The 14,617-nt window shown below is 60.4% G+C and carries 16 protein-coding genes and 2 tRNA genes; 5 read left to right on the top strand and 13 right to left on the bottom strand.

What is annotated here, in order from left to right; translation table 11 throughout:
• Positions 1–27: 27 nt before the first annotated feature.
• From rph to AC07ZH_RS13500, 3 genes are all read right to left on the bottom strand, one after another.
• Entirely contained in the window at positions 28–756 is a 729-nt protein-coding gene (gene rph / locus AC07ZH_RS13510; RefSeq protein WP_495200170.1) for a ribonuclease PH, read from the bottom strand.
• Between the two features lie 68 nt (positions 757–824).
• A complete protein-coding gene (locus tag AC07ZH_RS13505; RefSeq protein ID WP_495200169.1) occupies positions 825–1,724 on the bottom strand; it encodes a PP2C family protein-serine/threonine phosphatase in 900 nt (299 codons plus the stop codon).
• Complete coding sequence (locus AC07ZH_RS13500; protein ID WP_119108296.1) at positions 1,721–2,740, bottom strand: serine/threonine protein kinase; 1,020 nt, start codon at positions 2,738–2,740, stop codon at positions 1,721–1,723. Before AC07ZH_RS13500 ends, AC07ZH_RS13505 begins: the two co-directional genes overlap by 4 nt.
• Positions 2,741–2,814: 74 nt before the next feature.
• Here AC07ZH_RS13500 and AC07ZH_RS13495 point away from each other — a divergent pair, with 74 nt between their 5' ends.
• The 4 genes from AC07ZH_RS13495 (at position 2,815) to AC07ZH_RS13480 (ending at position 6,977) form a co-directional block, all read left to right on the top strand.
• Positions 2,815–3,732 carry a YicC/YloC family endoribonuclease gene (locus tag AC07ZH_RS13495; RefSeq protein ID WP_495200168.1) on the top strand — a complete coding sequence of 306 codons (918 nt, stop codon included), beginning with the start codon at positions 2,815–2,817 and terminating at the stop codon, positions 3,730–3,732.
• Between the two features lie 24 nt (positions 3,733–3,756).
• Positions 3,757–4,389, top strand: coding sequence for a guanylate kinase (gene gmk / locus AC07ZH_RS13490; RefSeq protein WP_119108297.1), 633 nt, complete (start codon positions 3,757–3,759; stop codon positions 4,387–4,389).
• A gap of 16 nt (positions 4,390–4,405) precedes the next feature.
• Entirely contained in the window at positions 4,406–4,609 is a 204-nt protein-coding gene (gene rpoZ / locus AC07ZH_RS13485) for a DNA-directed RNA polymerase subunit omega (RefSeq protein ID WP_119108298.1), read from the top strand.
• A gap of 94 nt (positions 4,610–4,703) precedes the next feature.
• Positions 4,704–6,977, top strand: coding sequence for a RelA/SpoT family protein (locus AC07ZH_RS13480; RefSeq protein ID WP_119108299.1), 2,274 nt, complete (start codon positions 4,704–4,706; stop codon positions 6,975–6,977).
• A gap of 22 nt (positions 6,978–6,999) precedes the next feature.
• Here the strand turns inward: AC07ZH_RS13480 and greB are convergent, their stop codons facing one another.
• From greB to petA, 8 genes are all read right to left on the bottom strand, one after another.
• A complete protein-coding gene (gene greB / locus AC07ZH_RS13475; protein WP_495200167.1) occupies positions 7,000–7,557 on the bottom strand; it encodes a transcription elongation factor GreB in 558 nt (185 codons plus the stop codon).
• A gap of 101 nt (positions 7,558–7,658) precedes the next feature.
• Positions 7,659–7,735: transfer RNA gene (locus AC07ZH_RS13470), tRNA-Arg, on the bottom strand.
• A 93-nt stretch (positions 7,736–7,828) separates the two neighbouring features.
• Positions 7,829–7,903 (bottom strand) — tRNA-Thr (locus AC07ZH_RS13465).
• A gap of 48 nt (positions 7,904–7,951) precedes the next feature.
• Complete coding sequence (locus tag AC07ZH_RS13460; protein WP_495200166.1) at positions 7,952–8,464, bottom strand: ClpXP protease specificity-enhancing factor; 513 nt, start codon at positions 8,462–8,464, stop codon at positions 7,952–7,954.
• 34 nt (positions 8,465–8,498) lie between these two features.
• On the bottom strand, positions 8,499–9,110 hold the full coding sequence (locus AC07ZH_RS13455; RefSeq protein ID WP_119108302.1) for a glutathione S-transferase N-terminal domain-containing protein: 612 nt from the start codon (positions 9,108–9,110) through the stop codon (positions 8,499–8,501).
• Positions 9,111–9,207: 97 nt separating this feature from the next.
• The gene (locus AC07ZH_RS13450) at positions 9,208–9,966 is read right to left on the bottom strand and encodes a cytochrome c1 (protein ID WP_119108596.1); all 759 of its coding nucleotides are present in this window, start codon (positions 9,964–9,966) and stop codon (positions 9,208–9,210) included.
• Positions 9,967–9,983: 17 nt separating this feature from the next.
• Positions 9,984–11,420, bottom strand: a complete 1,437-nt coding sequence (locus AC07ZH_RS13445; RefSeq protein WP_495200165.1) for a cytochrome b — start codon at positions 11,418–11,420, stop codon at positions 9,984–9,986.
• Positions 11,421–11,431: 11 nt separating this feature from the next.
• Complete coding sequence (gene petA / locus AC07ZH_RS13440; RefSeq protein ID WP_119108304.1) at positions 11,432–12,031, bottom strand: ubiquinol-cytochrome c reductase iron-sulfur subunit; 600 nt, start codon at positions 12,029–12,031, stop codon at positions 11,432–11,434.
• A gap of 181 nt (positions 12,032–12,212) precedes the next feature.
• Between petA and mscL the strand changes: the two genes are divergently transcribed.
• Complete coding sequence (gene mscL, locus AC07ZH_RS13435) at positions 12,213–12,656, top strand: large conductance mechanosensitive channel protein MscL (protein WP_119108305.1); 444 nt, start codon at positions 12,213–12,215, stop codon at positions 12,654–12,656.
• A gap of 4 nt (positions 12,657–12,660) precedes the next feature.
• On the opposite strand, the gene pdxA is transcribed toward mscL, so the two are convergent.
• On the bottom strand, positions 12,661–13,701 hold the full coding sequence (gene pdxA / locus AC07ZH_RS13430; RefSeq protein ID WP_495200164.1) for a 4-hydroxythreonine-4-phosphate dehydrogenase PdxA: 1,041 nt from the start codon (positions 13,699–13,701) through the stop codon (positions 12,661–12,663).
• 90 nt (positions 13,702–13,791) lie between these two features.
• The gene (locus AC07ZH_RS13425; RefSeq protein WP_495200163.1) at positions 13,792–14,541 is read right to left on the bottom strand and encodes a Nif3-like dinuclear metal center hexameric protein; all 750 of its coding nucleotides are present in this window, start codon (positions 14,539–14,541) and stop codon (positions 13,792–13,794) included.
• Between the last annotated feature and the right edge of the window lie 76 nt (positions 14,542–14,617).

The following is a 14,617-nucleotide window of genomic DNA, read 5'->3' as shown; positions in this document are numbered from 1 at the left end:
CGCTTATCCACAAAGCGCATACAGCTATCAATCAAGGAGCGCACTGCGCTGCAAGCGCACCAGCTCGGCAATGCCGGCCTGGGCCAGATCGAGCAAGGCATCCATCTCGCTGCGGCTGAATGCCGCGCCTTCGGCCGTGCCCTGCACTTCGACGAAATCGCCGGCGCCCGTCATCACCACGTTCATGTCGGTGTCGCAGGCGGAATCTTCCCCATAGTCCAGATCCAGCAGCGGCTGGCCCTGCACCACGCCGACCGATACGGCGGCCACGGCGTCGCGGATGGGCGAGCGGGCCAATACACCGCGGGCCATCAGGGACGAAACAGCGTCTTGCGCGGCCACCCAGGCACCAGTGATGGCGGCAGTACGCGTGCCGCCGTCGGCCTGGAGCACGTCGCAGTCAAGCACGATGCTGCGCTCGCCCAACAGCTCCAGATCAAACACCGCGCGCAACGACCGGCCGATGAGGCGCTGGATCTCCTGCGTGCGGCCGGTTTGCTTGCCCTTGGCGGCCTCGCGGTCGCTGCGCTTGTGGGTAGCACGCGGCAACATGCCGTATTCAGCCGTCACCCAGCCCTTGCCGCTGCCGCGTTGGTGCGGCGGCACCTTTTCTTCGACCGTCGCAGTGCACAGCACACGGGTGTTGCCGAACTCGATCAGCACAGCACCTTCGGCGTGCATGGTGAAGTGGCGGGTGATGCGCACGGAGCGCAGCGCATGGCTGGCGCGGTCGCCAGAGCGTGAAACGGGGGTCATGCTTGTCTTTCGGTCGGGGACCTGCGCAGCCACCAAAGCGTCGGTGGCGTGGCGGTCAGATGCTGCGTTCAGCGCCTGCGTTCTGCAGAGCGCCGAATAGCTTCGTTGATTTCGGCAATCGAGCGCTCGATGGCAGCGTCGTCCAGGTCATCCGCCAGGCCATCGAGCGGGCCAGCCTGGATGGTCGAGGCAAACACGTCGTCGCTGATGCTGTCGGTCGAGACACCCTGGGTGGACTCGAACGCATCGGGCGTTTCCCATTCGATGGCCAGGACGGTCACGTTGTCGCTGCTGTCGCCCGCCTTGCGCAGCGCCGACTCGACCAGCTCGGGCACAGCCTGCGAAACGGCGTTGCGGCCCAGTTCGCCCGCAATCTCCTCGTCGCTCAACGTGCCCCACAGGCCGTCCGAGCAGAGCAGCAGGCGATCGCCCTGCTCCAGCGGCACCGGGCCGGTGGTGTCGTAAATGGGCTTGGTGGGCGAACCCAGGCAGGTGAACAATATGTTGCGGTTGATGCGCTCCAGCCCCTCGGGCATGTTGCGCAGCTCCAGATAGGAATGGTCCCGCGTGCGGGTCAGCAGCGCGCCGCCGCGCACCATGTACAGGCGCGAGTCGCCGCAGTGCACCCAATGCACGCAGCCCGCCTGCACCACCGCCACCACAAGCGTGGTGCGGGGAGAATCGATCATGCCTTTGTCGCTGGCGTAGCGCAGGATCTGGTGGTGCGCCGCAAGCAAGGCGTTCGATAGAAATTCGGAGACATCCGGCAGTTGCGGCTTGGCCTGGCGCTGGAACATCACGGCCACGGTCTGCAAGGCAATCTGGGCGGCGACCTCGCCCTCTGGGTGCCCACCCATGCCATCGGCCAACACGAAAAGCCCCGATTCGCGCGTGTAGCAGTAGCCCATGCGGTCTTCGTTGCGCTCGCGCCCGCCGCGCCGGCTGATCTGAAATATGGAGAATTTCATTTGGGTTTGGCTCCCGCGGCGAAGGACGCGTCACCAGGCTTGGTCACACTCTTGCGGGTTTCCGCCACCAGCGTATCGAGTTGCATGCGCATTTTCTCCGTGACGGTGAGTTTGGTGTAGCGCCTCTCGCCTTCGCGCGAGAGCTCTTTCTGCAAGGCAAACACCGACTGAGGACGCGAGAGCGGGTCGAGCGCCATGCACCACTCGACCACTTCAATCAGATTATCGGAATACACGCCACGCAGTTTGGCCAATGCCAGCGAGAGGCGGTCCTTGTCCTGGCGCTGCGGCGCCTCGTTGGGCGGAAACCCCTGCATGCAGGCGTAGATGCAGGCACCGATGGCATAGATGTCGGTCCACGGCCCCATGGCCGAATCGCGCCGGTACATCTCGGGGGCGGCAAAGCCGGGCGTGTACATGGGTCTGATGAAGTTGCCTTCTTTGGACAGCACCTCGCGCGCGGCGCCGAAATCGATCATCACGGCCTTGTTGTCGTCGGTGATGAAGATGTTGGCCGGCTTGATGTCCAGGTGCAGCATCTTGTGCTGGTGCACGATGCGCATGCCGCGCAGCACCTCGTCGAACAGCGAGCGGATGGTGGATTCGCGGAACACCTTCTGCTGCTTGAGGTCGCGCGCCGTGATGATGAAGTCCTGCAGGGTGGCCCCCTCAAGGTAGTTCATCACCATGTAGACGGTTTCGTTTTCGCGAAAGAAGTTGAGCACGCTCACCACGGAGGCATGCGAAATTTGCGCCAGCGCGCGGCCCTCTTCAAAAAAACTCTTCAGGCCAAGCCGGTAGAGCGAGAGCTTTTCCGGCTGCACCTTGGGCAGCAACTCGCCTGGGGTGCGAGTGGCGAGCGAAGAAGGCAGGTATTCCTTGATGGCAACCTGCTGGCCTTCAGCGTCCATGCACAGATAAACCACACCGAAACCGCCCGAAGACACTCGCCGAATCACCCGGTAGCCACCAATGACGGTGTCGGGTGGCAGCGGCGCCGGTTTGATTTTGGACATATTCTTCGCGTGTGATTCGAGGGCGGACGAGAAGCCGGATAATCGCCGGTTCGCTAGCTAACAAGAAAAGTCCCATGGCAGTTTACAGCATGACCGGCTACGCCAGCGCCCAAATCGGCGCCGCTGCGGCGTCCGCAGAAGGCGAGCCGCGCACCGGTCCACAGCGCCGGCTGGGCATGGAAATGCGCTCGGTCAACAGCCGCTTCCTGGACTTGTCGTTCCGGCTGCCTGACGAGTTGCGCAGTTTCGAGCCGACACTGCGATCGCTTGTCACCGCCAAAATCAAACGCGGCAAGATAGAAGTGCGCGCTGCTATCGAAGGCCAGGATGGCAACGCCCTGCCAGACCCGGCACCCCGCATGCTCCAGCGACTCGCGTCGGTTCAAGACACCGTCCAATCCTGGCTTCCCGACGCTGCACCGCTTTCCGTTGCCGAAATTCTGCGCCTTTGCGGCGCTGCAGCGCCCACCGCTGATACGCCTGCGGATGAAGTGACCCAATTGGCGGAAGCCGTGCTGGCCGCCTTGCTCGCTGCGCGGGCGCAGGAAGGCGTGCGCCTTGTGGCCATGCTGCGCGGCCATCTCAAACTGCTGCGCGGGTTGACCGAGCAGGCCGGCCCCTTGGTGCCGCAATTGGTGGAGCAACAACGCCAGCGCTTCATGGACCGTTGGCGCGAAGCCATGGGCCTGGCTGAGGGCAGCGCCACTCCGGAGGCTGCGCAGGATCGCGCGCTCTCCGAAGCGACGGCCTTTGCCATCCGCATCGATGTAGCCGAAGAGGTCACGCGTCTCGAATCCCACATCACGGAAATCGAACGCCTGCTGACCAAGGGCGGCGAAGTCGGCAAGCGGCTGGACTTTCTGATTCAGGAACTGCATCGCGAAGCCAACACCTTGGGGTCCAAATCGTCCGCACTTGAGCTGACACGTATCAGCGTCGACATGAAAGTCCTGATCGAGCAAATGCGTGAGCAGGTACAAAACTTAGAATAAATGCCTCATTCGGTACCACCCCTCATGACTGCCACCACGGAATACCCCGGCAATCTCTTTGTTGTCGCCGCCCCCAGCGGCACCGGCAAATCCAGCCTGGTCAAGGCCCTGCTGGAGCTCGACTCCCACGTGCACCCTTCGATATCGCACACTACCCGTGCGCCACGCGGGCAGGAAAAGCACGGTCGGGAGTACTTTTTTACTTCCGAGCCCGAGTTCGACGCCATGATCGCCAGCAATGCCTTTGTCGAATGGGCAGTTGTGCACGGCAACCGTTACGGCACCTCGAAAAATTCCATCGAAGAGCGCATCGCGCAGGGCAACGACATCATCCTGGAGATTGATTTCCAGGGGGCCTTGCAGATCAAGCAGGCATTTGCCAATGCGGTCCTGATTTTCATCTTGCCGCCCAGCTGGGCAGAATTGCGCTCGCGCCTGGAGCGACGCGGCGAAGACTCGCCCGAAGTCATCGAAAGAAGGCTGGCAAATGCCGCTACAGAGATGGCGCAAGTGCACAAATTCGACTTCGTTATAATTAATGAGTTATTTGAGCGCGCACTTTTTGACCTGAAGGCGATTGCACACGCCCAGCGACTCAAGTACGCAGCGCAACGCCGCGCGCGCTCAGAGACGTTCAAAGCGCTGAACGTCGCTTGACCCACCTGGAGAATTCATGGCCCGCATTACTGTCGAAGACTGCCTCGTGCAGATCCCCAACCGTTTCCAGCTCGTACTGGCAGCAACCTATCGCGCGCGCATGCTCAGCCAGGGCCACACCCCGCGCATCGAAAGCAGAAACAAGCCGGGCGTGACGGCCTTGCGCGAAATCGCCGCCGGCAAGGTGGGCATCGAGATGCTCAAGAAAGTTCCAGGCTGACCGACCCAGCGTCTGCCTATGAAAAGGGCACCGCATTGCGGTGCCTTTTTTCATTTCGGCCGGCTGCCGCTCTGTCGCGCGCTACATTTAAGGTATGAACGCGGAGTCGAATCAGGTTTCTGCCAGCGAAGGGCAAGCGCCCGAGCGCACGCAGGAAATCAGCAATGCCACCGCCGCCGCCAACGCGGCCGCGGCAAGCTTTGCTGCGCTGACCGACAGCCTCGACTATCTGGAGCCGGCTCAGGTCGACCTGGTGCGCCAGGCTTACCGATTTGCTGATGCCGCCCATCTGGGGCAACTGCGAAACAGCGGCGAGCCCTACATCACGCACCCGATTGCCGTCGCAGCGCAATGCGCACAATGGAAGCTCGACGCACAAGCGCTGATGGCGGCGCTGCTGCACGACGCCATGGAAGACTGCGGGGTCACCAAGGGCGACCTGGTGGAGCATTTCGGCGCCAGTGTGGCCGAGTTGGTCGACGGACTCACCAAGCTGGACAAGCTGCAGTTCGACACGCGGGAAGAAAACCAGGCCGAGTCGTTTCGGAAAATGCTGCTGGCCATGGCACGCGACGTGCGCGTTATTCTGATCAAGCTGGCGGATCGCAGCCACAACATGCGGACGCTGGCGGACATGCCGCGCAGCAAATGGGGGCGGATCGCCTCGGAAACGCTGGAAATTTATGCGCCCATTGCACACCGACTGGGCCTGAACCAGACGTACCGCGAGTTGCAGGATCTATCGTTTCGCTACCTACACCCCTGGCGATACGCCACGCTGTCGAAAGCCGTTGCCAAGGCCCGCAGTCGCCGGCGCGATCTGGTGCAGAAAGTGCAGATGGATGTCGACGCTGCGTTTGTGCGTGTGGGCCTGCCCGCACGCCTGGCAGGTCGGGAAAAAACACTTTTTGCGATCTACGAGAAGATGACGCAAAAACACCTGAGCTTCGCCCAGGTAACGGACCTGTACGGTTTTCGTGTGATCGTAGGCAGCGTAACCGAGTGCTATACGGCCCTCGGGGTGCTGCATCAGATGTACAAACCGGTGCCGGGCAAGTTCAAGGACCACATTGCTATTGCCAAGGTCAATGGCTACCAGTCCCTGCACACAACGCTCGTCGGCCCTTCTGGCGTGAACATCGAATTTCAGATGCGCACAGAAGAAATGCACCTGATCGCTGAGGCCGGCGTTGCAGCGCACTGGCTCTACAAGGAAAAGGATGTCGACGGCGGCTCAGCCGAGCGTCTTGGAACCAAGTGGTTGCAGTCGCTCCTGGACATCCAGAACGAAACCCGCGACGCCGCCGAATTTTGGGACCACGTAAAGGTCGATCTGTTTCCCGACGCGGTCTACGTGTTCACGCCAAAAAGCCAGATCCTGGCGCTGCCACGTGGTGCCACCGTGGTCGATTTCGCCTATGCCATTCACAGCGATGTCGGCAATCACACAGCAGCCGCCAAGGTCAACAACGAGCAAGTTCCGCTGCGCACCGAAATTCACAACGGCGATATCGTCGAGATCATCACCACACCCACCACCACACCCAATCCGGCTTGGTTGGGGTTTGTGCGCACCGGCCGAGCACGCTCCAAAATTCGCAGCCACCTCAAGTCGCTGGCACAGGCGGATTCGGAAACGCTTGGCGAGAAGTTGCTCACCCAGGCCTTGCGCGCAGAGGGCCTGGAACGGCTCCCCCCCAATACGGAAGAGATGCAGCCTCTGTGGGACAAATTACTCCGCTTCACCGGGAGCCGCGCCCGCAGCGAGCTGATGACCGACATCGGGCTGGGCAAGCGCATTGCGACCATCGTTGCCAAGCGCCTGCTCGGGCTGATGGCAGAGCATGGCTATCGCCCCGATGCCCTTTTGCTGACACGCGAACGCTATTCGTCGCACGAAAGAATCTCGCAGGGCGGCGTGTCGCTGGATGGCAGCGAGAACGCGTCCGTGAAGTACGCGCCCTGCTGCCGGCCGGTCCCGGGCGACGAGATCGTGGGCTACCTGGGGCGCGGCGAAGGTCTGGTGGTCCATGCGGCGTCCTGTGCAATCGCACGGCGCTTGCAGGCCAAGGACAGCGAACGCTTCATCTCGGTTGATTGGAGCGAAGAACCTACCCGTATGTTCGAGACGGGAATTGTCGTCACCGTGAACAACGGCAAAGGGGTTCTTGCGCGCGTCGCGGCCGATTTGGCCAGCGTCGAGGCCGATATTATTCACATCGACATGGACGATGAAGTGGCGCTGGATACCGTCAATCTGCGTCTGGTGATTGGGGTGCGCGACACCACGCATCTGGAGGCAGCGCTACGCAGTCTTCGGCGGACCCATGCCGTATTGCGCGCGGTGCGCGCCCTGCCGACCGCATGAACAGGTGCTGAGTAGGTGAATCCTACTGCTCTGAATCTGGATACGTCACATCAAGGATTTCGAGGTAGCGCGTGCCCGATGGCGTCGCGAGCTGCACCTCATCGCCAACGCGCGCCTTGAGAAGCGCCCGCGCCACGGGCGAAATCCAGCTGATCTCACCATGACGTGTATCCACTTCGTCTATGCCTTTGATGGTCACCACGGCTTCTGCGCCCTGATCGTCTACATAGTGGACTGTGGCGCCGAAGAATATCTGTTGATTTCCTGCATGGATGGCAGCGTTGACAATTTCCGCTGCCTCCATGCGGGAAGTGAGAAACCGGATGCGACGATCAATCTCACGCAGGCGCTTTTTCCCATAGAGATAGTCGCCATTTTCCGAGCGATCGCCGTTTTTTGCCGCCCAATGCACCGTCTCCACGATCTTGGGGCGCTCGACATCCATCAACTGCAACAGCTCATCGCGCAAGCGAGCATAGCCAGCTGAGGTGATGTAGTTGCGGGTGTCGCCGAGAGGCGTCGCCGAGGACGAAGGCTCCACAGGCTCCTCATCGGTTTCGCGGGTGAACGCCTTGCTCATGAATTCTCCTCGCAGTCCTCAAAGCTTGTATCACTGTTGGCGCCCAAGCTAAGCACAAAGGAAAAAACCCTGATACCTTGCAGTATCAGGGCTTACCTTTTTGGTGCGGCTGGCAGGAATTGAACCCACGACCCCTTGGTTCGTAGCCAAGTACTCTATCCAACTGAGCTACAGCCGCCAAGTCTTAAATTATAGCGTGAATTTTTGCCTCGTATGAGTATCGAGAAAAACTACACACTCTTTTTTTCAAAAAGCACATTGGCGCATGGAATGGTGCCGATTGTCGGGATTGAACTGACGACCTACCGCTTACAAGGCGGTTGCTCTACCACTGAGCTAAATCGGCAAAGATGTGATTTTAATCGGGAACCGCGTAGATTTCGACGAACCCTGCTTACTTCACCCGCTTGAGCGAAGCGCGCCTAGGCCCGCCACTAGAAGGCGACGGCTGAGGATGTTCGTGTGCTGGCTCGGAGGCGGGGTTAGCCATCTCCGGCACCAGCTGGACGACCGATCTAGCTTCCGCAGGGTCGACTTGCTCGGGCTCTATTGCTTGGGTCGGTTGCACGGCGCCAGACAAAAGATCCACGGGTGGAGGGAACGCCATGCCCTGGCCGTTTTCTCGTGCATAGATGGCGATGACACGCCCCACTGGCACCAGAATGTCGCGAGGCTGTCCACCAAAGCGCGCCTTGAACTCAATGAAATCATTGCCCAACTGCAGCCCACTTGTCGCGTCAAGGCCAATGTTGAGTACGATTTCCCCATTGCTCACGTATTCGCGCGGTACCTGGACGGAGTCGTCCACCTTCACAGCGACATGGGGGGTAAACCCATTGTCGCTGCACCATTCGTGCAGCGCCCGAATGAGGTACGGACGGGTCGAGTTGGATTCCTGAGGCTTCATGGCACGTTTCCTGCTGACAACTGCGCGGGCCTATTTACTTGCGCATGACCTTTTCGGAAGGCGTAAGTGCTTCAATGTAGGCTGGCCGGGAGAAGATGCGCTCGGCGTACTTGAGCAAAGGAGCAGCGTTCTTGCTCAGATCGATGCCGTAGTAGTCCAGGCGCCAAAGCAGCGGAGCGATCGCCACGTCAAGCATGGAGAAGTTGTCGCCCAGCATGTACTTGTTCTTCAGAAAAACCGGCGCTAGCTGGGTCAAGCGGTCGCGAATGTGCGCACGGGCCTTCTCCAGTGCCTTCTCGTTGCCTTTGCTGGCACGCGATTCAAGACTGTTGACGTGTACAAAAAGCTCCTTCTCAAAGTTGAGCAGGAACAGGCGCACACGGGCGCGGTCCACCGGGTCGCCGGGCATCAGTTGGGGATGAGGAAAGCGCTCATCAATGTACTCATTGATGATGTTCGACTCGTACAAAATCAGGTCGCGTTCCACCAGGATGGGGACTTGGCCGTACGGGTTCATCACGGCAATGTCTTCGGGCTTGTTGTAGAGATCCACGTCGCGGATCTCGAAGTCCATGCCTTTTTCGAACAAAACGAAGCGGCAACGGTGAGAGAAGGGGCAAGTCGTACCCGAATAAAGCACCATCATGTAGCGAAACTCCTAAAAACCAAAAGAGTGGAACGCCAGCGGCGCCCACTCTTGCAAAAACGCTGCATCCGCAGATGCAGCATGGTGAAACCTGGGACTACTTGACGTCTTTCCAGAAGGCCGCATTAAGCCTCCAGGCCAGCACTGTGGTGAATGCAAGGAAAATCAGCACCCCTACGCCTACGCGGATGCGCGTCTTCTGTGCAGGCTCGCCCATCCATTGCAGATAGCCCACGAGATCGCCAATGGCCTCATCGTACTGCGCCGTGGTCATCGTGCCCGCGGCCTTCTGCTCCCAAGCCTTAAAGACATGCACAGTCTCACCATGGCTTTCGTGCTCTGCGAAGACCGGCTGACGATCACCCTGCAGCTGCCACAGAGGATTGGGCATGGCAACATTCGGAAAGGCAAGGTTGTTCCACCCCGTCGCCTTGGTATCGTCGCGGTAGAAGCTGCGCAGGAAGGTGTAGAGATAGTCCGCCCCGGTACCGCCGTGCCCGGCACGCGAACGCGCGATCACTGTGAGGTCCGGCGGGTTTGCGCCAAACCACTCCTTGGCCTGGCTCGGATCAATCGCGGCCACCATGGTCTCGCCGATCTTGTCGGTCGTGAAGAGTAGGTTGTCCTTGATCTGTTGGGGCGTCAAGCCAATATCGGTCAAACGGTTGTAGCGCATGAACGCTGCAGAGTGGCAACCCACGCAGTAATTGACGAACAGCTTGGCACCATTTTGCAGCGCCGGCAGGTCGTTGATTCGATTGGGCGCCTTGTCCCAGGCGAGGGCACCACCAGATGCATGGGCCACACCCGCCACAAGACCGAGTGCTGCAATGAACGAGAGGATGATTTTTTTCATGATCTGCATCTCCTGGCTCAATGCGCAGCAAAGTTTACGCGGTCGGGCACAGGCTTGGGCTCACCCAGGCGACTCCACCAAGGCATGAGCAGGAAGAAGCCAAAGTACCCGAGTGTGAACACCTGAGACACGCGCTGAGCAAGATCTTGGCCCGCCCATGCACCCCAGGCACCCGGTGGCTGAATGCCCAGATAACCAAGGACCATAAACATGAATACAAACACACCAAACATATATTTGTGCCAGCTTGGACGGTAGCGAATGGACTTGACCGGGCTCTGGTCAAGCCAAGGCAGGAAGAAAAGAATGACCACAGCGCCACCCATCACCACCACACCCCAGAACTTGGCATCGATATTCAGCATGAGCACAATCGCCACCGCAGCGGCCACCACAATGACGCCCTTGAAAATACTGGGCAACTTCCCTTTGATGACGCCAAAACCGGCGGCTGCGACGATACAAGCGATCAGCGCGTACACCATTTCGGTGGTGACAGCGCGCAGCATTGAGTAAAACGGCGTGAAGTACCACACTGGTGCAATGTGCGCTGGCGTCTGGAACGGATTGGCGGGAATGAAATTGTTGTATTCCAGGAAATAGCCCCCCGCTTCCGGCGCAAAGAAGATCACCGCCGAGAACGCCATCAGGAACAGGCAGACCCCCAGGATGTCGTGCACCGTGTAGTACGGATGGAACGGAATGCCGTCGAGCGGATGGCCCTTCTCGTCGCGCGGTGCGTTCGGACCCTTGATTTCGATGCCGTCAGGGTTGTTCGAACCCACATCGTGCAGCGCCAGCAGGTGCGCCACGACCAGGCCCAGCAGAACCAGCGGCACAGCAATGACGTGGAAACTGAAGAAGCGATTGAGCGTGGCGTCTCCCACCACGTAGTCACCCCGAATCAGCAGTGCCAGATCGGGGCCGACGAAAGGAATGGCGGAGAACAGGTTCACGATCACCTGGGCACCCCAGTACGACATCTGACCCCAGGGCAGCAAATACCCCATGAAGGCCTCGGCCATGAGTGCCAGGAAGATCGCACAGCCAAAGATCCAGACCAACTCGCGCGGCTTGCGGTAACTGCCGTACAACAGGCCGCGGAACATGTGCAAATAGATGACGATGAAAAACGCCGATGCGCCCGTAGAGTGCATGTAGCGAATCAACCAGCCCCATGGCACGTCACGCATGATGTACTCGACCGAGCCAAACGCCAGCGCGGCGTCCGGTTTGTAGTGCATCACCAGAAAAATACCGGTGACGATCTGGATCACCAGCACCAGAAGGGCCAGCGAGCCAAAGATGTACCAGAAGTTGAAGTTCTTCGGGGCGTAGTACTCCGACATATGGACGCGGTAAGCATCGAATGCCGTCGGGAACCGGTTCTCAAACCAGTTCGTGAGCTTGGCGCCCGCCGAAGCGTTGGGGGAAATTTCCTTGAACACAGCCATAGTTCAGTCCCTCAAGCTTTCTTGTCTTCGCCGATGAGCAGGCGGGTATCCGAGAGGTACATGTGCGGAGGCACTTCCAGGTTGTCTGGCGAGGGCTTGTTCTTGTACACGCGGCCAGCCAGATCAAAGGTGGAACCGTGACAAGGGCAAAGGAAGCCACCCGGCCAGTCATCGGGCAAAGATGGCTGCGCGCCTGGGGTGAATCGATCGGAGGGTGAGCATCCCAGGTGCGGGCAAATGCCGACTGCCACGAAATACTCGGGCTTGATCGAGCGCTGCTCGTTGCGGGCGTAAGGGGGCGTGAATTCGTCGGGTTTGCGCAGCGACTTGGGATCCGCCAGCTTGTCGTCGTTCTTGGCAAGTTCGGCGACCTGCTCCGGCGTGCGACGCATGATCCACACGGGCTTGCCACGCCACGCGACAACCATTTTTTCATCCGGCTTCAAGGCAGAAATGTCCACTTCAACTGCAGCGCCTGCGGCTTTGGCCTTCTCGGATGGCTGGAAAGAACTCACGAAGGGAACGGCGGTTGCTACGCCACCCACCGCGCCAGCACAGCCGGTCGCGATCAGCCACGTCCGCTTGCTGGAGTCGATTGGAGTGTCACTCATGGGGGTCCTCGATGTACATCGCTGGGGTTGGGGAGACAGCCCGAAATTGTAGCGGAGTGAAAACGTCCAACCCCGCACACGCTCAGTGAAGACCGCACAGTGTTTGACCCCTGGCAAGCTTCAGCACGAACGGCGCGCTTCAGGAGATACTGCGAAGTATCCAAAACCACGGGAGAATTCAATGGGAATGATGAAAGAATTTCGCGAGTTTGCGATCAAGGGCAATGTGATCGATCTGGCGGTAGGCGTGATCATTGGAGCGGCTTTCGGAAAAATCGTCGACTCGGTGGTCAGCGATCTGATCATGCCGGTAGTCGGGCTGGTGTTCGGCAAGCTCGACTTTTCCAATCTCTTTGTCGTTCTGGGTACGGTCCCAACCGGCACGGCGATGACTCTCGACGCGCTCAAGAAGGCCGGTGTTCCTGTACTGGCCTATGGCAACTTCATTACCGTGGCCGTGAACTTCTTCATTCTGGCCTTCATCATTTTCCTGATGATTCAGCAGATCAACCGCCTAAAACGCAGCCATCCGGAACCTGCACCAGCGCCTGCCGTGACGCCTGAGGACATCGTGCTCCTGCGCGAAATTCGCGACAGCTTGAAAGGCCGCACGCCAGGCGCCTGAGATATCAGGTACTTGAGAGGCGGCGCGCCCAGCGCACTGCCTCAATCAGGCTTGCGGGGTCGGCCTGGCCGGTGCCGGCAATGTCGAACGCTGTTCCGTGGTCCGGGCTGGTGCGCACCAAGGGAAGCCCCAGTGTGACGTTCACGCCCTTATCGACCCCCAGGTACTTGACGGGAATGAGGCCCTGGTCGTGGTACATCGCCACCACAGCGTCGAACTCACCTGGCCGCGCAGGCGTGTGGCGGGCGCGCATGAACACGGTATCGGGCGCCCAGGGGCCCGTTGCGTCTATGCCCTCGCTGCGCGCCCGTGCGATGGCTGGGGCAATCACCTCGATTTCCTCGCGCCCGAACAAACCGCCCTCACCCGCATGCGGGTTCAGGCCTGCCACACCGATGCGCGGGACCCGTCCCAGGCTTTTAAACAGCGCGGAATGCGCAATGCGCAGGGTTTGCAACAGGTTGTCCGGCGTAACAGCAGCTATCGCGTCCCGTAGCGCCATGTGAATACTCACCAGCACAGTGCACAGCTCATCGCTCGCCAGCATCATGCGCACCGGCATGTCGCTCAGTGGCACACCAGCGTGCGCGGCTGCCTGCGCCTGCAGCAGCTCGGTGTGGCCAGGGAAGCCCACTCCCGCCGCATGCAGCGACTCTTTGTGCAGCGGCGCCGTGACCAAACCGGCGATATCGCCCCGCAGCGCCGCCTGAGCGGCCCACACCACGCAGTCTGCTGCGGCGCGGCCGCCCTCGGCACTCACCCTGCCGATGGGGATGGCCGCCGGCAGCCCGGCCAGGGGCAGCACAGGCAGGCAGCGCGGCGGCATATCCCAGGCCTCCTGCGCGGACTGGAGGACCGCCACGGGCAAGTCCGGAATGCCTGGCCGGCGCACGCAGGCAGCTGCGCGGCGCAGGGTGCCAAGCTCGCCAACGACAAACGCGCCGCGCATCTGCTCGGGCGCGTCGCGGAAAGCCTTGGCGATGATTTCAGGCCCGATACCCGCTGGGTCGCCCTGGGTAATGGCAAGTGGTAGACGTGTGTCCATGGAAATATGAAGAAAAATGGCCTGTAGCGCTTATTGGTATTGCGCTATAAGCTATTAATTTGATAGTCTACAAAATGCGGTTGGAACCGCTTAGGCGGGGTTGTCAATGTCAATGAAGCGGTGTGTGAGGCCCAGTTGCTGCGCTACGTGGGCCGCCACGGCCGGCGCCCCGTAGCGCTCCGTCGCATGGTGGCCCGCAGCAATGAATCCCGTTCCCATTTCGCGCGCAAGATGGGCCTGCGGTTCGGAAATTTCACCCGTCAGGTACACCTGCGCACCGGCTGCGGCCGCTGCCTCAAAATAAGCTTGCGCGCCGCCAGTGCACCAACCCACCCGGGTCACTGCGCCTTGATGGCCAGGCACACACACCGGCTCTCGGCCAAGCACCTGGGCCACATGGACACACAAGGCTGCTGCGCTCGCATACTGCACGCTCGCCAGGCAGCCAAGTTCCTGGTCGCCAAAATGGGCATCCGTCCTCCACCCAAGCGCTTTTCCCAGGCATGCGTTGTTGCCCAGTTCAGGGTGCGCATCAAGCGGCAAGTGGTAGGCAAACAGATTGATGTCATGCGCCAGCAGGCGTTGCAGACGTTGCTTCATCCAGCCGGTGACGCGCCCATCCTGGCCACGCCAGAAGAGCCCGTGGTGCACGAAGATGGCGTCCGCACCAGCGTCAATGGCGGCATCGATCAAAGCCTGGCTGGCGGTCACACCACTGACCACCCGCTCAATGGACGGCCGCCCCTCCACCTGCAGCCCATTCGGGCCATAGTCCTTGAACCGGTCGGGCTGCAGCAGGGTATCAAAGGCGTGCAGCAAGCTCTCGCGCGATATGCTCATGGCACTATTGTGGCGCGCACTGCGCGACAATAGCGTGGCAGCGCTCAACACGGGCTGGGTTGCCTTCTTTCACTTA

The organism is Simplicispira sp. GW247-4R2A (assembly GCF_059424465.1).
This window is presented reverse-complemented; position numbering and strand designations above follow the sequence as displayed.

Excerpts from the sequence above, each read along its gene's own strand:
- AC07ZH_RS13495 (WP_495200168.1), top strand. The coding sequence starts at position 2,815 with ATGGCAGTTTACAGCATGACCGGCTACGCCAGCGCCCAAATCGGCGCC.
- AC07ZH_RS13425 (WP_495200163.1), bottom strand. The coding sequence starts at position 14,541 with ATGAGCATATCGCGCGAGAGCTTGCTGCACGCCTTTGATACCCTGCTG.
- AC07ZH_RS13460 (WP_495200166.1), bottom strand. The coding sequence starts at position 8,464 with ATGAAGCCTCAGGAATCCAACTCGACCCGTCCGTACCTCATTCGGGCG.
- rph (WP_495200170.1), bottom strand. The coding sequence starts at position 756 with ATGACCCCCGTTTCACGCTCTGGCGACCGCGCCAGCCATGCGCTGCGC.
- AC07ZH_RS13450 (WP_119108596.1), bottom strand. The coding sequence starts at position 9,966 with ATGAAAAAAATCATCCTCTCGTTCATTGCAGCACTCGGTCTTGTGGCG.
- AC07ZH_RS13455 (WP_119108302.1), bottom strand. The coding sequence starts at position 9,110 with ATGATGGTGCTTTATTCGGGTACGACTTGCCCCTTCTCTCACCGTTGC.
- pdxA (WP_495200164.1), bottom strand. The coding sequence starts at position 13,701 with ATGGACACACGTCTACCACTTGCCATTACCCAGGGCGACCCAGCGGGT.
- greB (WP_495200167.1), bottom strand. The coding sequence starts at position 7,557 with ATGAGCAAGGCGTTCACCCGCGAAACCGATGAGGAGCCTGTGGAGCCT.
- AC07ZH_RS13500 (WP_119108296.1), bottom strand. The coding sequence starts at position 2,740 with ATGTCCAAAATCAAACCGGCGCCGCTGCCACCCGACACCGTCATTGGT.
- AC07ZH_RS13505 (WP_495200169.1), bottom strand. The coding sequence starts at position 1,724 with ATGAAATTCTCCATATTTCAGATCAGCCGGCGCGGCGGGCGCGAGCGC.
- petA (WP_119108304.1), bottom strand. The coding sequence starts at position 12,031 with ATGAGTGACACTCCAATCGACTCCAGCAAGCGGACGTGGCTGATCGCG.
- AC07ZH_RS13480 (WP_119108299.1), top strand. The coding sequence starts at position 4,704 with ATGAACGCGGAGTCGAATCAGGTTTCTGCCAGCGAAGGGCAAGCGCCC.
- mscL (WP_119108305.1), top strand. The coding sequence starts at position 12,213 with ATGGGAATGATGAAAGAATTTCGCGAGTTTGCGATCAAGGGCAATGTG.
- rpoZ (WP_119108298.1), top strand. The coding sequence starts at position 4,406 with ATGGCCCGCATTACTGTCGAAGACTGCCTCGTGCAGATCCCCAACCGT.
- gmk (WP_119108297.1), top strand. The coding sequence starts at position 3,757 with ATGACTGCCACCACGGAATACCCCGGCAATCTCTTTGTTGTCGCCGCC.
- AC07ZH_RS13445 (WP_495200165.1), bottom strand. The coding sequence starts at position 11,420 with ATGGCTGTGTTCAAGGAAATTTCCCCCAACGCTTCGGCGGGCGCCAAG.